16 protein-coding genes are annotated in these 22413 nt (G+C 41.0%); 3 read left to right on the forward strand and 13 right to left on the reverse strand.

All coding sequences use genetic code 11. From position 1 onward, the window contains the following. Positions 1-11: 11 nt before the first annotated feature. From BZZ03_RS05760 to BZZ03_RS05785, 6 genes are all read right to left on the reverse strand, one after another. Positions 12-707, reverse strand: a complete 696-nt coding sequence (locus BZZ03_RS05760) for a methionine ABC transporter permease (RefSeq protein WP_003133796.1) — start codon at positions 705-707, stop codon at positions 12-14. Further along, positions 708-1784 (reverse strand): methionine ABC transporter ATP-binding protein, encoded by a 1077-nt coding sequence (locus tag BZZ03_RS05765; RefSeq protein WP_086582763.1) that lies wholly within the window; start codon positions 1782-1784, stop codon positions 708-710. Between the two features lie 21 nt (positions 1785-1805). Beyond that, the gene (locus BZZ03_RS05770; protein WP_019291412.1) at positions 1806-2657 is read right to left on the reverse strand and encodes a MetQ/NlpA family ABC transporter substrate-binding protein; all 852 of its coding nucleotides are present in this window, start codon (positions 2655-2657) and stop codon (positions 1806-1808) included. 542 nt (positions 2658-3199) lie between these two features. After that, positions 3200-4069: an aquaglyceroporin Gla gene (gene gla / locus BZZ03_RS05775; protein WP_003133793.1), complete on the reverse strand. Its 870-nt coding sequence runs from the start codon at positions 4067-4069 to the stop codon at positions 3200-3202. A gap of 248 nt (positions 4070-4317) precedes the next feature. After that, positions 4318-4980 carry a Crp/Fnr family transcriptional regulator gene (locus tag BZZ03_RS05780; RefSeq protein ID WP_019335976.1) on the reverse strand — a complete coding sequence of 221 codons (663 nt, stop codon included), beginning with the start codon at positions 4978-4980 and terminating at the stop codon, positions 4318-4320. 343 nt (positions 4981-5323) lie between these two features. After that, positions 5324-5530, reverse strand: coding sequence for a hypothetical protein (locus tag BZZ03_RS05785; RefSeq protein ID WP_019335977.1), 207 nt, complete (start codon positions 5528-5530; stop codon positions 5324-5326). 176 nt (positions 5531-5706) lie between these two features. Here BZZ03_RS05785 and BZZ03_RS05790 point away from each other — a divergent pair, with 176 nt between their 5' ends. After that, entirely contained in the window at positions 5707-8004 is a 2298-nt protein-coding gene (locus BZZ03_RS05790) for a Xaa-Pro dipeptidyl-peptidase (RefSeq protein ID WP_086582764.1), read from the forward strand. Between the two features lie 72 nt (positions 8005-8076). On the opposite strand, the gene BZZ03_RS05795 is transcribed toward BZZ03_RS05790, so the two are convergent. Beyond that, positions 8077-14277, reverse strand: a complete 6201-nt coding sequence (locus BZZ03_RS05795) for a SpaA isopeptide-forming pilin-related protein (protein ID WP_416171633.1) — start codon at positions 14275-14277, stop codon at positions 8077-8079. A gap of 24 nt (positions 14278-14301) precedes the next feature. Beyond that, entirely contained in the window at positions 14302-14451 is a 150-nt protein-coding gene (locus tag BZZ03_RS12270) for a hypothetical protein (protein ID WP_233128964.1), read from the reverse strand. Positions 14452-14698: 247 nt separating this feature from the next. On the opposite strand from BZZ03_RS12270, the gene BZZ03_RS05800 reads away from it, so the two are divergent. Further along, the gene (locus BZZ03_RS05800; protein ID WP_086582765.1) at positions 14699-15652 is read left to right on the forward strand and encodes a zinc-dependent alcohol dehydrogenase family protein; all 954 of its coding nucleotides are present in this window, start codon (positions 14699-14701) and stop codon (positions 15650-15652) included. A 26-nt stretch (positions 15653-15678) separates the two neighbouring features. Here the strand turns inward: BZZ03_RS05800 and gltX are convergent, their stop codons facing one another. Continuing rightward, positions 15679-17118 (reverse strand): glutamate--tRNA ligase, encoded by a 1440-nt coding sequence (gene gltX, locus BZZ03_RS05805; protein ID WP_086582766.1) that lies wholly within the window; start codon positions 17116-17118, stop codon positions 15679-15681. Positions 17119-17263: 145 nt separating this feature from the next. On the opposite strand from gltX, the gene BZZ03_RS05810 reads away from it, so the two are divergent. After that, a complete protein-coding gene (locus BZZ03_RS05810) occupies positions 17264-17758 on the forward strand; it encodes a GNAT family N-acetyltransferase (protein ID WP_019291419.1) in 495 nt (164 codons plus the stop codon). A gap of 30 nt (positions 17759-17788) precedes the next feature. Here the strand turns inward: BZZ03_RS05810 and ald are convergent, their stop codons facing one another. From ald to radA, 4 genes are all read right to left on the reverse strand, one after another. Beyond that, positions 17789-18910, reverse strand: a complete 1122-nt coding sequence (gene ald / locus BZZ03_RS05815) for an alanine dehydrogenase (protein WP_086582767.1) — start codon at positions 18908-18910, stop codon at positions 17789-17791. Positions 18911-19096: 186 nt separating this feature from the next. After that, positions 19097-19726, reverse strand: coding sequence for a pyridoxamine 5'-phosphate oxidase family protein (locus BZZ03_RS05820; RefSeq protein WP_019292996.1), 630 nt, complete (start codon positions 19724-19726; stop codon positions 19097-19099). Positions 19727-19748: 22 nt separating this feature from the next. Next, positions 19749-20825, reverse strand: coding sequence for a PIN/TRAM domain-containing protein (locus tag BZZ03_RS05825; protein ID WP_086582768.1), 1077 nt, complete (start codon positions 20823-20825; stop codon positions 19749-19751). A 131-nt stretch (positions 20826-20956) separates the two neighbouring features. Continuing rightward, on the reverse strand, positions 20957-22318 hold the full coding sequence (radA, locus tag BZZ03_RS05830; protein ID WP_029345652.1) for a DNA repair protein RadA: 1362 nt from the start codon (positions 22316-22318) through the stop codon (positions 20957-20959). Positions 22319-22413: the final 95 nt, after the last annotated feature.

The raw sequence follows: 22413 nt of genomic DNA on the forward strand, positions 1-22413 counted from the left end.
CCCAGTTTATATCATTTATGGGTCACGCTCTTTGCCCATGTATCGCCAATAACCTGAACCAAAAGAACCAAAATCAGGATAAGTAAGGTTGCCAAGAAGGTCACATCATTAGAAAAGCGATTGTAGCCATATGCGATGGCTGTGTTTCCTAATCCTCCTGCTCCAATCGCACCCGCCATAGCTGTTAAACCAATCAAGGAAATAATCGTAACGGTAGATACCCGAATCAAACTACCAAGTTCTTCACGAAGATAAACTGTAAAGACGATATCCCAGAAATTAGCGCCTACAGTCTGTGCTGCTTCGACCGTCCCTTTATTTACACTTTCTAAAGCAACTTGAACTTGACGTGCATAAAAAGGAAAGACACCAAGTGTCAAAGGGACCAAAGCTGCTGTTGTTCCAATCTGTGTACCCACAATTTTTTGAGTGACAGGAGCAATAATAGCAAGTAAAACGATAAAGGGTACCGCACGGAAAATTGATGTAAACTTATCCAAAAAAGAGTAAAGTGCACGATGAGGCGTAATCCCTCCTTCGTTAGTCACAACAAGAGCGACACCAAATACCAGTCCAAGAAGCCCACCAAAAAGCCCTGACCAAAAAACCATAAAGAGTGTTTCTATGATTGAAGTCACCCAACCTGTATCTCCGTGTAAACCTAAGGCTACAACATTTGGAAAATGTTCTGTAAACCATGCTGTCATCTATTTCACCTGCGCTTTCAATACTGTAAACTCAATATTTTGGCCTGCCAAATATTCTTTAGCAGCCAAACGATTTTCTTCTGTTCCTTTTAGAGACACGACTAAAGAACCAAAACGTGTATTTTGTAGAACCTCAACATTCCCATAGAAGATATTCGTTGAAACATCAAATTTGCGGGTAATTTCCGACATAGCTGGTTCTCCTGATTGATTGCCATAATAAGACAAATAGATCAGTTCTTCATCGTCTGCCAGATCACTGAATGTATCATTTTCAGTCAATGAATGAATAAAACGAGAGACATTCGATGTGGTATCGATGAATTGTTGTGTTAGTTGCTCTTGAGGATGGGCAAAGATTTCTAAAAGGTTATTTTGCTCAATCACTTCACCATTCTGCATAACTGCAACTTTATTGGCGATTTCTTTCACGACATGCATTTCATGAGTAATTAAAACGATAGTGAGACCCAAACGTTTTTGGAGACCCTTCAACAAGTCCAAAATTTGATTAGTTGTTTTTGGGTCCAAAGCAGATGTTCCTTCATCAGAAATCAAAATTTCGGGATCGTTCGCCAAGGCACGCGCAATAGCTACACGCTGCTTTTGTCCACCTGATAATTGGGCTGGGTGCTTTTCTTCAAACTCTGACAAACTGACAAGATTAAGCAATTCACGAATTTTTTCTTCCTTCTGTTTATCAGATAAAGGGCTATGTAAAAGCGCAAATTCGATATTTTCAAAAACCGTTTTTTCATTAAGGAGGTTGAAATGTTGGAAAATCATTCCGATTTTTTGACGTTCTTTACGGAGCTCTGCCGTCTTAATTTTAGCTTGATCCTTACCATCAGCTCCCGCTTTAAAAAGAACCTTGCCATTGACTTTCACCTCACCAGCACTTGGTTTTTGCAGAAGATTAATCGTACGGACAATCGTTGACTTGCCAGCACCTGAGTAGCCGATAATTCCAAAAATATCGCCTTTTTCGATATGGATTGTTGTATCTTTGACTGCATCCACCTTATTTTTCTTGGTCTCATAGGAAACTCTGATATTATTTAGTTCAATAATTGCCATCTTCTTCTCCACTATTTATGATTATTTCAATTTCAAATTCCAAGCAGGAATTGTTCCTTTTTCAGGGTACAATTTTGCAAATAATTCTTCTGTTTCTTTGGTTTGATAGGCTTTAACGACATCTTTGTAAAGTTGATTGTCTTTATCGTCTTTTCGTGCCACAATAATGTTAATCCATTGTTTTGAATTTTCATTTAAAGGTTCTGTTGCAATAACTTCCTTGTTTGTCAAACCTGCAGGAACTGAAAAGTCATTATTTACAACTGCTGCATCAACTGAAGACAGGGCTGAAGCTGTTTGCGACCCGTCCAATTCTTTGATCGTCAAATCTTTTGGATTTTCAGTAATATCTTTAACTGTGGCTAAAGCTCCAGCCTTTGTATCTAACTTAATCAAGCCAGCACTTTCTAAAACGTAAAGGGCGCGACTTTCGTTAGAGGTATCATTAGGTACCGCAATTGTTCCTTTATTAGGAATCTCCTTCACATCTGTATGTTTCTTCGAGTAAAGACGAATTGGTGAAACTAAGATATCGCCAATGGGTTGTAAATCAGCATTATTGGCATCATTCCATTCTTTAAGGAAAGCATAATGTTGGAATGCATTAATGTCCACATCACCGTTTACCAAGGCTGTATTGGGTTGGTTATAGTCCGTGAAGCGGACAAATTTGAGATTAATACCGTATTCATCTTTTGCCGTCTTCGCTACCGAATCCCAAATCTCCGTACTCTCCTTTGAACCTGACATAATACCGACCTTAACGGTTTTATCCTCAGCAACATCCTTCTTGAAGAATGAGAAGTAGCCGATAAGTACGACAACGACAAGCGCTACAACAGCAATAATTTTGTTTCTTGTTTTCTTTTTCATAATAAGTCTCCCCTTTATTAACAATAATAATAACAGTATAGTCAAAAACAAAAAAAATAATCCGCCTCTATAAATAGAAACGAATTATCGTGGTACCATTCTAATTTCACGTAAAATACCAAAAAAGGATGTCTTACGTCTTGCTAATTATCTTTGGTGACAAGCAAGACTGCCCCAAAAATAATGTGTTCAATAACGAGAACCACTCCGTTAACAGTTTATTTAGAAAGTAAACTCACTGTTACGCGATTTCTAGGCCATTTTCAAAGTTTCCGTTAGTCTTGCTCTCACTAGCTGCAAGCTCCCTGTGCTAACTTTCGCTTTTACTCTCCTAGTCGCTTTCTTTGCTTTTTGACTATGAATTTATTCTATCAAATTTATTTTCGGTTAGCTTTACAAATTTTTAATGTCCACTTTTAAAATAATAAAACCCTCATCCAAAGATGAGGGTTAATCGGTCATAATCCGCTATTAACATTTGTGGCTAAAGCCCTAACTGTTTGACGGAAAGTCCTGTTGGAACTTTCCTAGGCGTATTAAGATTATAGATACATGATTTTGAACAAAGCGACAGCGGCAAGTGCTGCAAGGATAGGTGCTGTAACAGGTACCCATGAATACCACCATTTACTGTCCCCTTTGTTTTCACCTAAAATTGATTTTGGTAAAAGTGAGTGCAAGATACGTGGACCAAGGTCACGTGCTGGGTTCAAACCAGGACCTGTAGGTCCTCCAAGTGAAGCAACCAATACGAGCACGAGGAAACCAAGGACAACGTGGCTGATTGCTGCTGATGAAGCTGCACCTGATACTGATGCTGCGATTTGTCCAGTAACATCAGCACTTGTTACATCTGCACCTTGTTGCGATGCGTAGTTTGTCATCCAGTTGATTGATTCAACACCACGATAAAGTTTTGTCAAGCCCATCGCTCCAAAGAAGAGGACGAATGATCCAACAAACTCGTTCAAGAAACCATTAACCAAGGCACCTGTATGTGTAGTGATTGTGCCATCATCAACGTTATCGATTGTTGAGAAAGTTCCTAAAATAGCATTTGGATTTTCTGTTTTGAGATAGTAAGGGCGATAAACCATTACGACGATCAACTGACCAAACATCGCTCCAAGAAGTTGAGCAAGAATATAGAATGGCACTTGTGCCCAAGGGAAAAATCCTGATGCTGCAAGTCCAAGTGTAAAGGCTGGGTTGATTTGAGCTGTGACATTACCTAAAGCTACGGCTGGTAACATTACACCAAGTCCGTAACCCCAAGCGATAATCAACCAAGATTGACCAAAGGCTTTTGTACCTTTAAGTTCAACGTTCGCTACGGCACCATTACCCAAGATAAGCAAAAGGGCAGTACCAATAAATTCAGTGAGATATTTCACTGTCCATGAATAGTCCATGAATTCCTCCAAGTAATAAAAATTAATGACAAAATAAAAACGAGATTAACTAATGTTAAACTCTTTTGTTATACATAGACATTATAGCACGTTTTTTTTATTTTGGCTAAAAAGATGTGAATTCTTGAACAGAAAATTTGTTTGACGAGTGAAAAGAGAAGAAACGGCTTCATGTAAGCGATTGCTCTTGTATTTGAAATTAAAAATAACAATATTTTATAAAGAAAAAAAGACTGAATCCAGTCTTTTTAGCTGATATAATCCTCAAAATATTCTGAGTTGTAAACCATAATCCTGTTATCAATAATATCAATAATTTCTTCCGTTTTAAGATCTCGGATGATACGATTTACGCTATTGCGTGTTGATATGCCACAAAAACCGGCAATGTCTTCATTTGTTACTGGAAAATCAATCAGAATACCGTTTCTTTTCTTTATCCCAAATTCGTTGATTAAGCTATTGATACAGGCGCAAACTGCACCTTTTTTCCCATTGATCGTCATCTTTTGCAAGAGTTCTAAGTTCATGGCTAATCTTCTTTGATAAAAATCATCAACGATGCGGAACAAGGTCAGATCACTCATTACCCATTTCCAAAATTCTTGACGTTGCACGCGATAAAAACTTGCTTCTTCTGATTCGACCCGTACATTGAAAAGAGCTGAGATACCATTTTCTTGCTTTTCTTCGAGCAAGGAAACAAAATCCGGTTCTGTTACATAAGCAATATTAAACTCACGTCCATCCCTCATAATATTGCTGATTTTAGCTACACCTTCTTTAAGTATATACACATAATCTGACTCAATTCCCTGATACATCACGTAGCTATGCCGTCTTTGAGTCACAACATTTACTTCTTTTTCTTCCAGTAATCGCAGTAAATATTCTATAAATTCTTTTGTCATCTTCCTTTTTTATTCATCTACTCCTTTAATACAACAGTTATTATACCACCATTTAAACTTGTTTATTAAAATAATGGCTTCAATTTTATATTAAAGTTTTTCTACTCTCCTTACTTATTTTAAAAAAATGTACATACTTTGTCGCTAACATTTGTTACTCTTTGTCTGAGGCAGAATTTTTCTAGCTCCTTCGCTCCCTGCGTATTATCATTCTAATTTGCTAAAGCAAAAAGAATTTAAGGTTGTTCACAACTCGCTTCGCTCCCTGCGTATTATCATTCTAATTTGCTAAAGCAAAAAGAATGATAATAAAAAACATGCACTCTGGCATGCCTTTAACATTTTATTCATCCACTTGGGTAATTGTACGGACATGGAAGGCAAATTTGCCATTGTCTGTCACCATAAAACCATTATTATCCACAACATGCTGAATGGCTTGATCCATGCTGTCGAACTCTTTTATAATACTGTGTGAATTTGCTTCCCCCATAAAGTTTGGTGTTGCTTTTTCCTCATATGAAGAAATCCCACTGAATTTGAATTTCATAATTATTCTCCTCTCTGTTTTGTTCTTCTTTACTCCTTCATTATAGCACTCTTTTTATCTACTGCTCAAGTAAAGCCTTTTTCTTTTTTGCTTCTTCACGTAAGATATGTGCCAAAGCAGCAAAGGCTCTTTTCTGATATAATGGCTATAATAGTGTATCGAAAGGAAGATATTGCATGAAATTTAATCACTTTTCCATCGTTGAAAAAACCTTTGATGAACAGCTTATTGAGCTGGATCATCTCGGCTTTACTTGGTCTGTTTTTTGGGAAGAAAAGAAAATCCTTAAAAACTTTTTAATGGTTGCACCTGTCGACAGTGAAAGCATTCAAGCGACACCGACAGCCTCTTTCCAAGAATTCCTAACTTCAGATGAAGCACTCACATGGAATATCTTTTGGACGGTGAGTTTGCAATTGTTGGGATTTGTACCTAATTTTGAGTTTCAAGTGGACCAAGCAGAAGCTTTTGCAAAATCTGTAAATCTACCGATGATCGATGAGGAAGCACTCCACAGTGAAAACCTCATCAGCGCGCTTTACCTCCTTCTTTGTAGTCGTCGCAAAAACGGGATGACATTGGTTGAACATTGGGTATCTGAAGGTTTGCTTCCTTTAAGCAATACCTACCATTTTTTCAATGACAAATCGCTCGCTACTTTTGATACTGCAAATCTGATACGGGAGACAGTCTGGGTCGAATCTAAAGTCGATACTTATCGTACTGGAAAAAATGATTTGATTAAAGTACAGATTATTCGTCCCATATTCGAGGGGCAATTGCCAGCAGTCATGACCGCAAGTCCTTACCATCTGGGGATAAATGAAATCGCCAATGACAAACAATTGCACGACATGAATGTATCTTTAGAAGAAAAAGCGCCTGGAAAAATCAAGGTTACAACACAACTTCCTACTCTTCCAGACTACGAAAAAGAACCTGCTCTAGAAGCTACTCCTGAAACAGCCACTCAAAAGTTCACGCACGGTTGGACTTATTCACTGAACGATTATTTCTTAGCGCGTGGTTTTGCTTCACTTTATGTTGCCGGTGTCGGAACTTTAGATTCAGATGGTTTTCAAACTTCAGGTGATTACCAACAAATTTATAGTATGACTGCTGCAATTGACTGGCTCAATGGTCGAGCGCGTGCTTTCACTTCCCGCAAGAAAACACAAGAAGTGACTGCAGATTGGGCCAACGGCAAAGTCGCGATGACTGGTAAATCCTACTTGGGTACAATGGCTTATGGTGCAGCAACTACCGGCATTGATGGTCTAGAAGTGATTTTAGCTGAAGCCGGTATTACCTCTTGGTACTCTTATTACCGTGAAAATGGCTTGGTCCGCTCACCAGGCGGCTATCCCGGTGAAGATTTAGATGTTTTAGCAGCATTGACTTATTCGCGTAATCTTCAAGGTGCTGACTTCCTTGCGCATAATACGCAATATGAAGCTCACCTTTCTCAAATGCTTGAGTCTCTTGAGCGCTCCACCGGCGATTATAACCAATATTGGCACGATAGAAACTATTTGCCACAGGCAAAAAATACTAAGGCAGATGTTTTGATTGTGCATGGTTTACAAGACTGGAATGTTACACCAGATCAAGCCTACCATTTTTGGCAAGCTCTGCCAAAAGAAACGGTTAAACACGCCTTCTTACACCGCGGCGCCCATATTTATATGAACAATTGGCAATCCATCGACTTTAGCGAAACCATCAACAGTTATTTCACCGCTAAGCTCTTAGATCGCAAGTTGACTTTGAACTTACCTCCTCTTGTTTTACAAGAAAATGGCAAAGCCCAAAGTTGGACAGGGGGAGCCGATTGGGGCAGTGCAGAAACGGTTAAATTGCCCCTTGGCAAAACAGCAGCTTCTATCCTAAAATTTGACAATCATTACGATGAAGAGATTTTTAAGGCTTACAGCAAAGATTTCCATACTTTCAAAAAAGATTTGTATGAAGGCAAAGCTCAAGCAGCTGTGGTTGACTTAGAAGTAGCAGAAAACATGATGGTGAACGGTCAGGTCGAGCTGAACCTCAAAATCAAAGTCAATGACAGTAAAGCCCTTCTCTCTGCGCAACTTCTTGACTTTGGTAACAAGAAACGTCTCTCAGAAAACGCACAAACTCTGGACTTGAAAACTCTGGACCGTGGCCGTAATTTTATGCTGGAAAATCTGATGGAAATCCCTCTGGTGGATAGTCCTTATCAACTTATGACTAAAGGCTTCCTCAATCTGCAAAACCGTGAGGATTTGCTTACAATCAGTCCTGTCGAGGAAAACGAGTGGCTGGCCGTAAACCTTAAACTCCAGCCGACGATTCATCAGCTGGAAAAAGGTGACAAGCTCCGTCTCTTGCTTTACAGTACAGACTTCGAACATACCGTGCGAGATAATCGTGAGATGACTTATGAAGTAGACCTTGGTTCGTCTAAGATTATTCTTCCTGTAAGCAACAAATAAAAGAAAAATACTCAAGTTTAAATAACTTGAGTATTTTTTTGTTTTAGGAAATCCCTTGCTTCAAAGACTTTCTTAAATTTTACTTTTTTTCTTCTTGTATAATACAAAACCTGCACCAAGAAGGAAGATTAGACCAGAAGTCAAGAGCCATAGCCCTAAGTTATCTCCGACAATCGGAAGACGTGGTTTTGGTTTATTAACCAACTTACCGGCAGCAAAGACACCTGAGCCATCTTCTTCTGCAATAGTGACATATTGCGGTGTCTTATCTAGCTTGTAGCCGGATGGCGCTTGGATTTCGACAAAGCGGTATTTACCTGGACCAGGTACAGTAACTGTTACCAAACCGTCTGCGTTTGACTTCACATTTTGTGCTACAATTTCTCCATCTTCGGTTTCTACCTTAAAGACAGCACCTTGGAGTGGATTATCTTGTTCATTAACTTTCAGAAGTTGGATAGCATAGTGTCGAGTTGGCGGTGTTGGGGGCATTGGAGTTTCTGGATCGACTGGTTTATTTTCCATCGTTCCAGCATCGAAGAAGCCTTGTTCTTCGCCTCCCATTGTTACCTCTTGTGGCACTTGACGTGGCTCACTATCTAAGATAAAGCCGTCTGGTGCTTCTGTTTCGATAAAGCGGTAGAAACCTGCTTTGTCTACATCAGTACTCACAAGACCATCTGCTTTAGATTCTAAATCTTCTCTGTAAGTTTCCCATGGACCATCCACGTTTTCACTGTATTCAACCTTGAAGACGGCACCTGCTAGATTTTGACCGGCTTCATCTGTCTTACGAAGTTGGATACGAGCATTACGTATGTTGACCATATTTTCAGCCTCAAAGAGGGCTTCGCCTGTATCTCCTATCGTAACTTTTTCTTTCACTTGACGTGGCGTACTATCAAGGATAAAGCCGGATGGCGCTTGTGTTTCGATAAAACGGTAGTAGCCTTCTTTTTCGACAACCGTCGTAACAAGGCCGTCTGTTCCAGAAGATAAACCTTCCTCGTAAGTTTCCCAAGGTCCGTTCTCGTTCTCACTGTACTCAACCTTGAAGACAGCGCCTGCGAGGTTTTGACCGGCTTCATCTGTCTTACGCAGTTGGATACGTGAAATAGGTGCTTCTTTCTCATGGTTAATCATCGTTCCAGCATCAAAGCTTGTTTCCCCTGTCTCGCCAACATTAACATAAACTTGGCGTGGGCTACCATCGGTGACAAAGCCGGATGGCGCTTGCGTTTCAACAAAACGATAGTAGCCGTCTTTTTCAACATCAAGTTTGACAAGACCATTATCACCAGAAGTTAAGTCTTCCGCAACAGTTTCCCAAGGATCATTGCCGTCTGTACTGAACTCAACCTTGAAGACGGCGCCTGCGAGGTTTTGACCATCGGCATCGGTCTTACGCAGTTGAATACTTGCGATTGGTCGGTTTGCCATATCGCCAGCAGAGAAGAGGACTTGTCCGCCTACACCTGCAGTTACATGGACTTGACGTGGTTCGCTGTCTAAGACAAAGCCGTCTGGTGCTTCTGTTTCAATAAAGCGGTAGAAACCGTCTTTTTCGATATCTTCAAGCTTGACAAGACCATCATCACCAGAAGTTAAGTTTTCTGCAACAGTTTCCCAAGGTCCATTTTCGTTTTCACTGAATTCAACCTTGAAGACCGCACCTGCGAGATTTTGACCTTCCATATCTGTCTTACGCAGTTGAATGCTTGCGTATGGTCGGTTAACCACACCATCAACATTAAAGATGGTATCTCCTGCATTAACATGAACTTCACGTGGTGTACTATCTAAGACAAAACCATCTGGTGCTTGCGTTTCGATGAAACGATAGTAACCGTCGTCTACAACATTAATACCAAGATAGCCACCGGCCCCAGTTGTCATATTGTCCATGTAAAGTGACCAGTTATCAGTCTCGGTTGCTCTATATTCGACCTTGAAAACGGCACCGGCTAAGCCTTCTCCCTCTACATCTGTCTTGTGTAGTTGGATACGGGCAGTAAGTATGTTGACCATATCATCAAAGTAAAGAGTTTCTGTGTTCCCATCAACCACTTCTCGCTCCTCGCTATAAGGATTCTCTGGGAGTTGGTAACCTCCAGGAGCTTGCGTTTCATGGAAACGATAGCGTCCTGGTTCAGTGACCTCATAACGTACTAAACCATCACTATTTGACTGAAGACCTTTGACAAGGATTCTCCAATCACCTGCACCTCCATTTAATGAGGTATCGAAGACTTCCAGATCAAACTCTGCACCAGCGACATGGTTGTCGTACTGGTCCACCTTGGTCATTTGGAGCGGATAAACGGGAGGAATCGGTGGCGTTATAGGCGTTGTCGAGTAAATGTTATACATATTCACCACAACATCACTATTACCTATGAGTCCGGGAATATCGAAATGATACTTGATGGGATCACCCGTACCAAGTTGCATTGCCCCATCAATATTGGCTGTACCTATATGGTCCCAACCGTCAATCTTGAAGTTAGCTTCTGTGATAGTGTAAGAACCTGGTGGTAGCTCATCTGCATGAATTGTCTTTTGGCCACTAAGAATATCTGTTTTAGTTAGTTTTCCTACTTCGTCACCAGTATCGTCGTTAGTCACAACAATTTCGAAGTTCTCCGGAATACGATCAAGCGGGATATTTTCAAAGTTTTTTGTCAAATCCAATGAGCCCAACTTTTGATAGATATTATCAAACCTAAAGCTCACATCATCTATCTCTCCAATCGTCACATCTACAGGTTCTAATCCTTTTCCGCTACCAAAGTTATCTGGATTTCCTTCACCAAGTTGGCGATAAGCCCAAGCGCTGTTGGAGAGGATATAGCCTGTGTTTTGCATAGCATCCGCATTGTTCTCTGTGATTGTATAAGTCCCTTTGGCTACACCGATGAAGGATGTTCCGGCAATAGCTTCTTCTAAACTCACACGTGCTTCATAACGGTTAGTGTCTGGATTAAGTGTCCATACATCAGAAAGCTCTGGTTGTGGGTTTACTGGAGTTCCCTCAACCGCATGCGGACCTTGGATAAGAATTTCAAAGTCTTCCGGATAAACTCCCTCTGGCAATCCATGGAAGAATTTCATGATACGTAAAGATGGTGAGCCTAGGGCAGGTGACACGTAAACATTGACAAAGCTGGCTGTGCCTGTACCACCCGGTGTAACTGTAACAGTTTGGTCAAACTCTCCCGGCATATGTGTATAGCCTGGATCGCTCGTTTCAACATCTCCACCTGCTTCTTTTACCGTGTAAACTCCTGCTGGAAGATCTGCTGGCAAGTCAAATTGCCATTTGCCATTTACCAACTCAAACTTATCTGGGTCAAAAGTAACCGTCTGCTCGAAATCTCTTGGACCTGTGATGGTAAAGGTCAGCGGTTGGAGTGTAACGCCATCAGGTATTTCACCAGCAGGATTCACGCGGTTGCCGTTTTCATCAAGAAAGATGAATTCTTTTTCCAGTCGAATTTGTCCATAATATTCGAGGGCAAATGTACCGTTATTCCCCAATAGATTGGTCACGATACGTTCATCTGCATCTCCTGTTTGGTCAGCTTCTACGATTTGTTTGCTGACATAAGGTTTTGTGCCTGTAGGGTTTTGTGCTTTCGGCACAATTCTTGCACCGTCAAGATGATAGAAAGGATTTTCATTGGCTGGCTCAAATGTTGCAAAAGAGCTATTCGCCTCGTTATCCCAGTAGTTGGAGAAGAAGTTTGTTGGCACATTTACGCCTGCTCTGAATTCTTCTTCTAATCGGGCTTCATCTAAACCGACATTGAATCTTGCACGGATAGGCGAAGTATTCCCGGTGATGCTGAGCGTGCCATCTTCTGTTTGTTGAACGGTACGTTCAGGGATAAGATTGGCAGGAATGCTCCAATGCACAAACTGATCCTTGGCCTCGAGTACTCTGTAACCTGACGCATGCTCGATTGAACCATAGTCTGAGGTGAAAGTAATATCTCTGAGCGCCGTATGTACACTAAAGAGAAGTCCGCTGACATTGTTTGCTGCTGGATCAACTTGGTTTTGGATGCCTCCCCAGACAGGGTAAAGTTGTACTTTTGTCGCTGCATCCCCTGGTTCAGTAAGACCGACAAAGCGGCCATGATCATCTGAGTAGTAAGTAATGACATCATCAGGGCGGTTATCCAGTATAGCTTCTGCTGTTGTAGCATCAATAGGGGTAACACCATCAACTTGACGGATTTGAGCTGTCAATGTTTTAACAAAGTCAGCTTTGTGTGCGTCAACATTTGCAATATCATAGGTAAATGTTCCACCATCTGGTGCAGGGAACTCAATGTTGGTCAATCTATCAAAGGCCATGTATTTGCCTAAGACATCAGAGAAGTCAAGCATGCCAGAACCTAAGTCCGTGCCATCACCATTTCCATCAAAGATTGATTCGTTCCCTGTTTCTTGAATGCTGTTGGTAATCGAGAGAAAAGCCTCGCGCAAGGTTTGTAAGTCATCCGCCTTGAAAAACTCATCCGCATAGGCGATTTCTTCTGATGTCAGTGCTGCAGTCTCGCTACTTCTGATGTTAACCGTATTGCTCCATTGGTAATTGTTCCAAGAACGTCTAAATAGTGCAGAGAAATTACCAGTTGAGCCATTATTAACAAAGTTATTAAAGAGGTCTTTCATAGTCGGAGTCGCTGCGGTTGGAGCTCCTGGATACGAGTCCATGCCTGTGGCCTGCCAGATATTAGGAGCAACCTTTTCTGTGTTCTCTGGGATAGGATTCAAAGTTGCGCTGATCAAGTTTTGAGCAGCCTCTGTTTGTTTCCCTAGGGAGATACTAAAGAAACCGACATCAGCAGCAGGCTGGTCTACATCTGGAGTACCTGCAACATTTCCGTCTGGGAAGTAGTGATTAAGGACTGTTTTGCCACGATAGGCGGCAGTCAAGGCGGTCATTACAGCTAGACCTTGCTCTCCGTTGCTTCCATTTCCATAAAATTCACCAGGTTCTCCGAGAAGGCTACCATTTGGGCCAAGCTCAACTGGCGTTAGCTCGTCAACGGCGAAGTCTGGACGGCCCATGGTTGGCTCACCGTCAGTCATCAATATCATATTCGGACGGCGTGTAACTGTTACGTCCCGTTCTACATTGCCTTCTTCATTTGTTTCTGGAACGGCAACTTGTTGGTCTACTACACTTTCCAGAATTTGACTAGAGCGAAGAATTCCCCATTGTGTCGGTGTTGAACCATTTACGGCAAAGGTTGTTGCTTTAACTGCAGGGGTTGATGATTCTACCCCTGAACCTTCTACAGGAGTTGCTACAGTACTGACTTGGGTGCTGCTCGACATAGTGAAGAAGACACCGTTGTTATTTGTCTTGTAACGTCCCAGTGTCAACACATCTTGAACACGGGCATGACCACCTGCACGACCACCGTAAGCCACAACAGCGACACGGTTGAGGGGATTAGCTTCTTGTAGGATACTGATGGCTTCATTAAGCGCATCGATGAGCAAGGCGATACGTGAACGTTGCTCACCTGAATCAACCCTAGTCATACTTCCCGAAACATCAATAGTAAAGACCGTATCCGCAGGGATTTGATAACCGGTACGTCTCGGTGCACTTTGTGCCAAGGCTGAAAGTGTCACCTCAAACTGGTCATCTTCCAAACTTCCTAAATCATGACGGACTGTTTTGTCTGTCCAGATACGTCCATCATGATTTCCAGGAACATCAGAGAAGCCCATGTCTGCATCTGTGTCAGGATCTGACACTTTACTGTCTTTTACGAAGTTCCAAGGAACACCATTAGCCAAAGTTTGTGTTGTCCCAAAGGGTAAACCGCGATCTTTATCTGCGATATTGCCAACTTGCTTCTTAGAAGTTGAGTTTTCTTGTTCAGGCTTTGTTTCCTTTTCAGGTTTGGTTTCGGCTTCCTTATCAGATGTTTTCTCATCATCTGTTGGTTTTTCTTTATCTGTTTCTTCAAGCTTAATCGGAAGAGTGAGCACTTGATCCCCTAGAGTGACTTCAATCTCTTTGCCATTGACTAAAGAATCTTTCACAACGTGAAGTTTCAAAGCGAAATTTCCCTCGCTCTGCTCCGTTAAGTTTAAAAGCACTTTATTGTCTTCCAACTTATAGCTACCGTCTGTGAGGCCGGAGATTTTTTCTTCTGTTGTGACGTTCTCAAAGTCTGCGCCTTTCAAAACGATGGTTTCAGGTTGATTATCTTCCGCAGTACCCTTTTCAACCTTTCCTTCTACAATAACAGTTTGAAGATCCTTTTCATCTTACCACTGCGCCTTGTTCAAAGTCGTGCGACCGTTTTTTTCTTCCTTGTCGATGGTTTCTGCGATAGCTAATGCTGGTAGCAAGGCTTGAACCACAAGAGAGACGATCATAAGTAAGCGTACGACTTTGTAGAGTCTTTTACTCTTCATCCAACTTTACTCCTTCTTAATATTTTCTCAACGCCTATAGGATAACTTTACGCATTTTTAACCTAAAAGACACATTATACACATTAAGTTTAACATAAGTTTACTTTTTGTCAAAGTTTTTTCTTTGATTACTAAAAAGAAGCAATTAAACTTCATTGTAATCTTTCCGCAACTTTACACCAAGATATATTTTTGAAGGAAAATTATAGCTGTGTCTTAAAATTTATAAGTTTGCTATAATAAAGCCATGTACTCATCATTCAGTTACGAGAGCTATGGATTGCCGCATCAAGTCTTAAGGCTTAAAGAGAAGTGTCAACCAAGTTTACAGCCCCAAGAACTTCTTGTAAAAATGCTTTATGCTCCGGTCAATCCTTCAGATTTAATCCCAATGACCGGTGCATATGCGCACAGGATAAGCCTTCCTGCTACTGCAGGCTATGAAGGGGTTGGTCTTGTCGCAGATGTTGGCTGCGCACTTTCGCGCAAACTTATCGGTCAACGTGTTTTACCCTTGGAAGGGGAAGGCACTTGGCAAACTTTTGTCAAATGCCCGATATCTCATACATTTTTTGTTCCTGATACTCTTGATTTGATTTCCGCTAGTCAGCTTTACATCAACCCTTTGACAGCTTGGCTTCTCTGTACAGAAGTTCTTGCATTAAAACCTGGTCAAAAACTTGCTGTAAATGCTGCTGGTTCTGCTATTGGTCAAATCTTTGCCCAACTTTCACAAATACTGGGTTTTGACTTTATCGCTATTACACGTGACAATAAAAAACACCAACTCCTAAAGGAGCGCGGTGCTCAGGAATTACGTACAGACTTGGTTGATCTCGAAGTAGATGCTGCCATTGATTGTGTCGGTGGACAGGATGGGACAGATTTAGCTGCTTGTGTCCGATCGGGGGGAAAGTTTCAAGCTCTTGGGCTCCTTTCGGGCGAACAGGTCAACTGGGGGAAAATAGCCCAACTACCTATTGACATCGGTATCTTTCATCTGCGGCATTGGAATGCTAAACTCAGTCCCGAAGAGTGGCAAAAAATCATGCAGACTCTGGCTAACTTGGTTGCTGATAGACGTTTACTCCTCAACCAAGCCGTGGAAATCATCCCTTATGACCAGCTCATCTCGTCTTTAAAATATCCGCAAAAAAACAAACGGTTAATTTCATTCATAAAAAAAACGCACGAGCTCTAACTCGTGCGTTTATTACTTGCGGCTTTTTATAAAAACTGTGCCATATGTTCAAGGACTTTTTCTTTGCCTAAAAGAGCGATTGTTTCAGGTAATTCTGGGCCGTGCATGCTACCAGAAGCAGCGATACGGATTGGCATCCAAAGATTTTTTCCTTTAACTCCTGTTTCTTTTTGCGTTTCTTTGAAAAGCGGGAAGATGTTTTCAGCAGTAAAATCTTCTAAATTTTCAAGTTTCGCGCGGAAAGTGCCCACCGCAACTGGTGAAGTTTCCAATTCCATCATTTGACGGGCTTCGTCTGTGAGTTCTGGGAATTCACCAAAGAAGAGGTCTGTTAACTCCAGAATTTCTTCAGCATATTTCATTTGTGGTTTGTAGAGCTTAACCAGTTCTTCAGCACGCTCATCAAAGCGTCCAGCTTCTTCAAGGAAAGGTTTTGTCAATTCAAAGACAGGCTCAAACTCTGCATGCTTAATGTACTCGTTGTCCATCCATTCCAATTTCTTTTGGTCAAAGGCTGCCGGAGATTTACTCAAACGTTTTTCATCAAAAAGTTTCACCAGTTCTTCTGGGCTGAATTTTTCTTGTTCACCACCCGGGTTCCAACCTAAGAGTGCGATAAAGTTGAAAATAGCATCAGCCATGAAACCTTTTTTACGGTAATCTTCGATAAATTGAAGCGTATTGGTATCACGTTTAGACAACTTTTTCCCTGTTTCAGAGTTAATAATTAAAGTCATGTGCCCAAAGACAGGAGCTTCCCAGCCCAAAGCTTCATAAACCATTAACTGTTTTGGTGTATTCGCAATGTGGTCATCTCCACGAATAACGTGTGAAATTTGCATGTCATGGTCGTCCACTACTACAGCAAAGTTGTAAGTTGGGTAACCGTCGCGCTTTTGAATAACCCAATCACCGCCGATGTTCCCACCTTCAAATTCGATATCGCCTTTAACCATATCTGTCCATTTATAAATGGCTGTTTCATTTACAGAAATACGAACAACCGGTGTAATTCCTGCAGCTTTGCGTTCAGCGATGTAAGCTTCTTTCTCAGCCTCTGACATCCCAGCATATTCATTGACATAATGAGGTGCAACACCTGCTGCTTCTTGTGCTTCATGATCAGCTTCAAGCTCTTCTGGCGTTTTGTAAGAGTAATAAGCCTTTCCTTCACTCAAAAGTTGATTAATATATTTTTGGTAAAGTTCCAACCGTTCAGATTGGCGATAGTTTTCATGTGTTTCAGGACTTTCATCCCAGTCAATCCCCAACCAACGTAAGTTTTCAAGTTGAGAACGTTCCCCATCTTCCACATGACGTTCGCGGTCTGTATCTTCGATACGAATGATGAAATCTCCATCATAATGACGCGCAAAAAGATAGTTAAAAAGTGCAGTACGGGCATTACCGATATGTAAAAGCCCAGTTGGTGATGGCGCATAGCGCACACGAATGTTATTAGACATAATTTTCTCCTGTTAGTTTCGATCCTTTTTATTTTATCATATTATGAGCAATGTTTCTAACAGTGAGTCATTATAAAATCATACTGTAATTAAAGAAACATAAGCTTCATTGACTCGACAAGGAGGACCATGTTAGAATAGAGATATGACTAAAATTACATATGACAAAGCAAAAATCACAGACATTGATGATGTGATGCACATTGAAGAGACTTCTTTCCCAGCGGATGAGGTACTCTCACGCGCTTCAATGTTAGAACGTATCCAAGTCATTCCTGAGCGCTTTTTCGTCGCTCGAAATGAAGAAGGTAAAGTGGTCGGCATTCTTGTGGGCCCAACTTCTGATAAATGTTATCTGACAGACGATATGTTTGAAAAAACAGAAGCAAGTCTTCCGACTGACCGCTTTCAAATTATCGTTAGCCTCGCTGTAGATAGTGAATACCAAGGACTTGGTATTGCTACTTCATTACTGGATTTGATGAAAGAAGCTGCAGCTGAGGAAAGCCGTCAAGGCATCAGCTTGACTTGTGTAGAAAGCCTTATTCCTTACTACGAACGTTATGGATTCGTTTCAAAAGGAATTTCTGACTCACAACTTGCAGGAGAAACATGGTACAACATGGTTCTTCCTCTATAAAAAAACGCTGCTCAGGCAGCGCTTTTTTATTTAATTACTTATAACTTCATCAATGTCTGTGTAAACCATGTTATAGAAATCAGCAACAGGTTTACATGTCAACTTACCATGGTCTGCATTTAGTCCCTCTTTCAGACCTGGGTTAGCTCTCAAGGCTTCTTTATAACCTTTGTTGGCTATAGCTAAACCATTTGCGAGAGTGGCGTTATTTAAAGCTGCTGTCGAAGTTACAGGGACAGCACCAGGCATATTACCAACACAATAGTGGATAACACCTTCTTCTTCAAAAACAGGGTTGTCATGATAAGTCACATGAGAACTTTCACACGTTCCTCCTTGATCAATTGCCACATCGACAATAACTGCACCTTTTTTCATCAATGGTAAATGTTCACGGCGAATAAGCTGTGGTGTAGCTGCACCAGGGATAAGCGCAGCTCCAATCACTAAGTCTGCTTTAGAAATCAGATCTTTTACCGTATGATCAGTGCTGTAAACCGTGTTTACACGCCCTTGATAGAGCTTATCAAGCTCAGTTAAGGCATCTAAATTCACATCGACTGCAGTAACATTAGCATGAAGCCCAACAGCCATAGCGACAGCATTACGACCAACAACTCCTGCACCACCAAGTACCAAAACATTTGCTGGAAGAACGCCAGTCACTCCTCCAAGAAGAACACCACGTCCTCCAAAAGGACGTTCCAAGTATTTCGCACCTTCTTGGACTGATAAACGCCCTGCAATTTCAGACATGGGTTTAAGCGCTGGCAGTGCACCGTTACGGTCGCGGATGGTTTCATAGGCAATTGCGACAATTTTCTTATCTAAAACAGCTTCTGTCAATGCTTTATCTGCTGCTAAATGGAAATAGGTATAAAATATTTGTCCCTCACGCATCAATGAATATTCTGGCTCAAGCGGTTCTTTGACCTTTATAATCATATCCGCTGTTTCATAAATATCCTCGGCAGTTGGTAAGATATTACAGCCAACTGCTGTGTAAAGTTCATCGGAATATGATGAGCCTTCACCTGCCCCTTTTTGAATATAGACATCATGTCCAGCGGCAACATAAGCTGCAGCAAATTCTGGTGCAAGTCCTACACGATATTCGTGTTTTTTGATCTCTGTTGGAACACCTATTTTCATCAAATTATCCTCCATATAGATATATGCTTCGGGGCTTTTCCCCTTTTTTGTTTGAAACCATAATACGACAAAAGCGAAAATGTAACCGCCTTCATAATTAGAATAACATTTCTAAAGTTTTATTGCAACTATGAACTTATACGTATTTTTTGTATCTGTGTAACAAAAAAGAAGTCTAAAAAGACTTCAATTAAATTCTATTATGTGGCTACCTTCTTTAAAGTTTTCATGAACCAAGGATTTAACCGTAAGTTTGATAATGGCCATATTTGCCGCATTTTCATGCACCTTCAGTAGATTAGGTTCCTGTTTAACACATTCTTTTGCTGCCGCTTCTTCTAAGACTTCGGCATACACGTTATTTGAGGATAACCGCTCCCCCTTCTCTAAACTATCAAACCATGTAGTGAAAGAGACCTCAGGATTTTCCTTAATGCTTTGTACTTTACGGGCATGCTTATCAGCTACCATGTAAAATATATTTTCTTCATGGACTGATTGGATAAAACTCATAATCGTCGTTGCTGATCCCCCATCTTTTGTTAAACAACTCAAAGCAAGGTAACCCGGAAGAAGTCCCAATATACGTCGTACTTCACCTCCTTGACCTTGAGCACCAACACTCGTTGCTTTTTTATTGGTTTTCAACACGGTCAAAAGAACCAAGGGCAAGGTTAGTACTGCGTAGGAGATAAGTAAAGCTAGGATAAAAGTCAGATTTTTATTTTGCAAAAAATTTGTTGAAATAATACCAACAAGGACAAGTGCTGCTAGTACATAGATAAGAAAAAGTTGTAAAAAACGCTTAAAGTACATGTTTCTCCTTATTTTTGTTTAACTATTTTGGATGAACAAGCTCAGCAAAAATCATACGTCCTGCACTTGTTTGCAGAACTTTTGCAACCTCAACCAAAACTTTTTTATCAATCATTTTGGCCGTATCTTCAATGACAATCATTGTACCATCTGGTAGATAGGCTACACCTTGCTGACGTTCAGAACCTTCACGAATGATTGTTACTTCAATCTGCTCCCCAACCACCAGTTGTGTCTTAACGGCGTTTGCAAGATCATTAATGTTTAGGACGATTACGCCTTGGATCTCCGCTACTTTGTTGAGATTAAAATCGTTTGTGACCAACTTCGCACCGATTTCGCTAGCATAGCGAAGCAGTTTAGTGTCAACCTCGCGTATGTCCTTATAGTCTTTATTAGAAATTTCAACATTGTCAAATTCTTTTAAGGAATTTACGAGATCCAAACCACGGCGACCCTTGGCACGTTTCAAGGGATCAGCACTATCTGAAATGAGCTGGAGCTCTAGTAATACAAAATTAGGTACAATTACTTTATCACTGATAAAACCTGTTTTTAATACATCCAAAATACGTCCGTCAATAACCGAACTTGTATCCAAAATCATAGCATGTTGAGCTGTAGCGACTTCTTTGACCACGGGCTTATCCACTGCAGCGACTTCTTTACGTTTACGAAAAACGATTTTAAAGATTTCATCTCCTCGCTTATCAAAGACCGTATAGCCAAGATAAAGCAGACCAATGATCAGCACAAAGGAAATAATGTTGCTTAATACTGGTACCCCGAGTAAAGAGAGAGGAATCGTTAAAAGCACACCTACGGTCAGACCTAAAATAGCACCAATAAAATTAAATACCATTTTTGAAAGATTGACTCTCGTGATTTTTTGATCTAGTTTTTTCAATGCTCGCATCAGCAAATTGGACATAAAGAATGATAAAATAACAAAAATAATTGCTCCAATTAACCCATTTACAATTTCCTGATTAAAAGCATTTCCCTCTTGTCTAAAGAGGTGCCAAACCCAAGGGAGAGTAGTGATGCCTAAAGAAGCACCCACAATACCCATGAGAACATGAATTATCCAACGACGCATAAGACTTCCTTTCTGTACATAGCCTCAATTTTTTATAACTAAAAAGCTCTGTGTCAATTATATCACACATCATAACAAGATACTTGTTTGTCCCATTACGATTATGACATCTTGACTCACAAAGCTTTTTCTTAGCCAAACACTTTTTTCAAACATTCAGATAAAGTCGTCACGCCGATCACTTGCAAATTTTCTGGAATATCTACACCTGCTAAGCTATTCTTAGGCGCATATACTTTTTGGAAACCTAATTTACTTGCTTCATTGAGACGTTGCTCCATACGTGTGACACGTCGGATTTCTCCAGTTAGGCCAATTTCGCCAATAAAGCATTCGCGTGCATCTGTTGGCTCTTCCTTATAGCTGGAAGCAATTGCCACAGCGACTGCCAAGTCGATGGCTGGTTCATCCAACTTGACCCCACCTGCAGATTTCAAGTAAGCATCTTGCTGTTGTAAAAGAAAACCGGCACGCTTTTCAAGTACTGCCATGATTAAACTCACACGGTTAAAGTCTAAACCGGAGGTTGTACGTTTGGCATTCCCAAACATGGTTGGTGTTGTCAAAGCTTGAATTTCAACCAATATCGGACGAGTACCTTCTAACGCACAGACGATAGCAGATCCAGTAGAACCCTCTAGACGTTCTTCCAGAAAGACTTCACTCGGGTTGGTTACTTCCACTAAACCACTGCCTTGCATCTCGAAAATTCCAATTTCATTTGTTGAACCAAAACGGTTTTTGACCGCGCGTAAAATTCGGAATGTATTTTGGCGTTCTCCTTCAAAATACAAGACGGTATCAACCATATGTTCCAACATACGTGGGCCTGCAAGTTGCCCTTCCTTGGTGACATGTCCGACAATAAAAGTCGCAATATCGTTAGTTTTGGCCAACTGCATTAATTCTCCTGTCACCTCGCGCACTTGACTAACTGAACCCTGGGTACTCTGAATTTCAGGCGTCATGATAGTTTGAATCGAATCTACAATAAGAAAATCTGGCTGTAGACGTTCCACTTCATTTCGGATACTTTGCATATTGGTTTCGGCATAAAGATAAAAATCTGTATCAATGTCGCCCAAACGCTCAGCACGCAGCTTAATTTGTTGAGCTGACTCCTCCCCACTCACATAAAGCACACGCCCTCTTGAAGCAAGTTGTGTAGATACTTGAAGCAGTAGAGTCGATTTACCAATCCCTGGATCGCCCCCAATAAGGACAAGACTTCCTGGAACGACACCGCCTCCAAGGACTCGGTTAAACTCATCTAGGTCGGTTTCCACGCGCGGTGTATCAAAAAGTTCAACCTGATCTAACTTCATGGGTTTAGAGTGCTCGCCTGTCAAACTTACTCTCTGATTTTTTACCTCTTGGACTTCTACTTCTTCCACAAAGGAGCCCCAAGCGCCACAATTGGGACAACGTCCGAGTTTTTTTACTGATTTATAGCCACATTCTTGACAAAGAAAGGTTGATTTTTTTTTAGCTATTTTGAAGCCCTCATTTCTATTATTCTTATAGACTTTTATTCGTATTTTTGTTAAAATAATTATGGTTTAACTATAAGCCGCTGTAGCTCAGTCGG

Origin of the sequence: Lactococcus petauri (assembly GCF_002154895.1) — a bacterium.
In the GTDB taxonomy this organism is placed as follows: domain Bacteria; phylum Bacillota; class Bacilli; order Lactobacillales; family Streptococcaceae; genus Lactococcus; species Lactococcus petauri.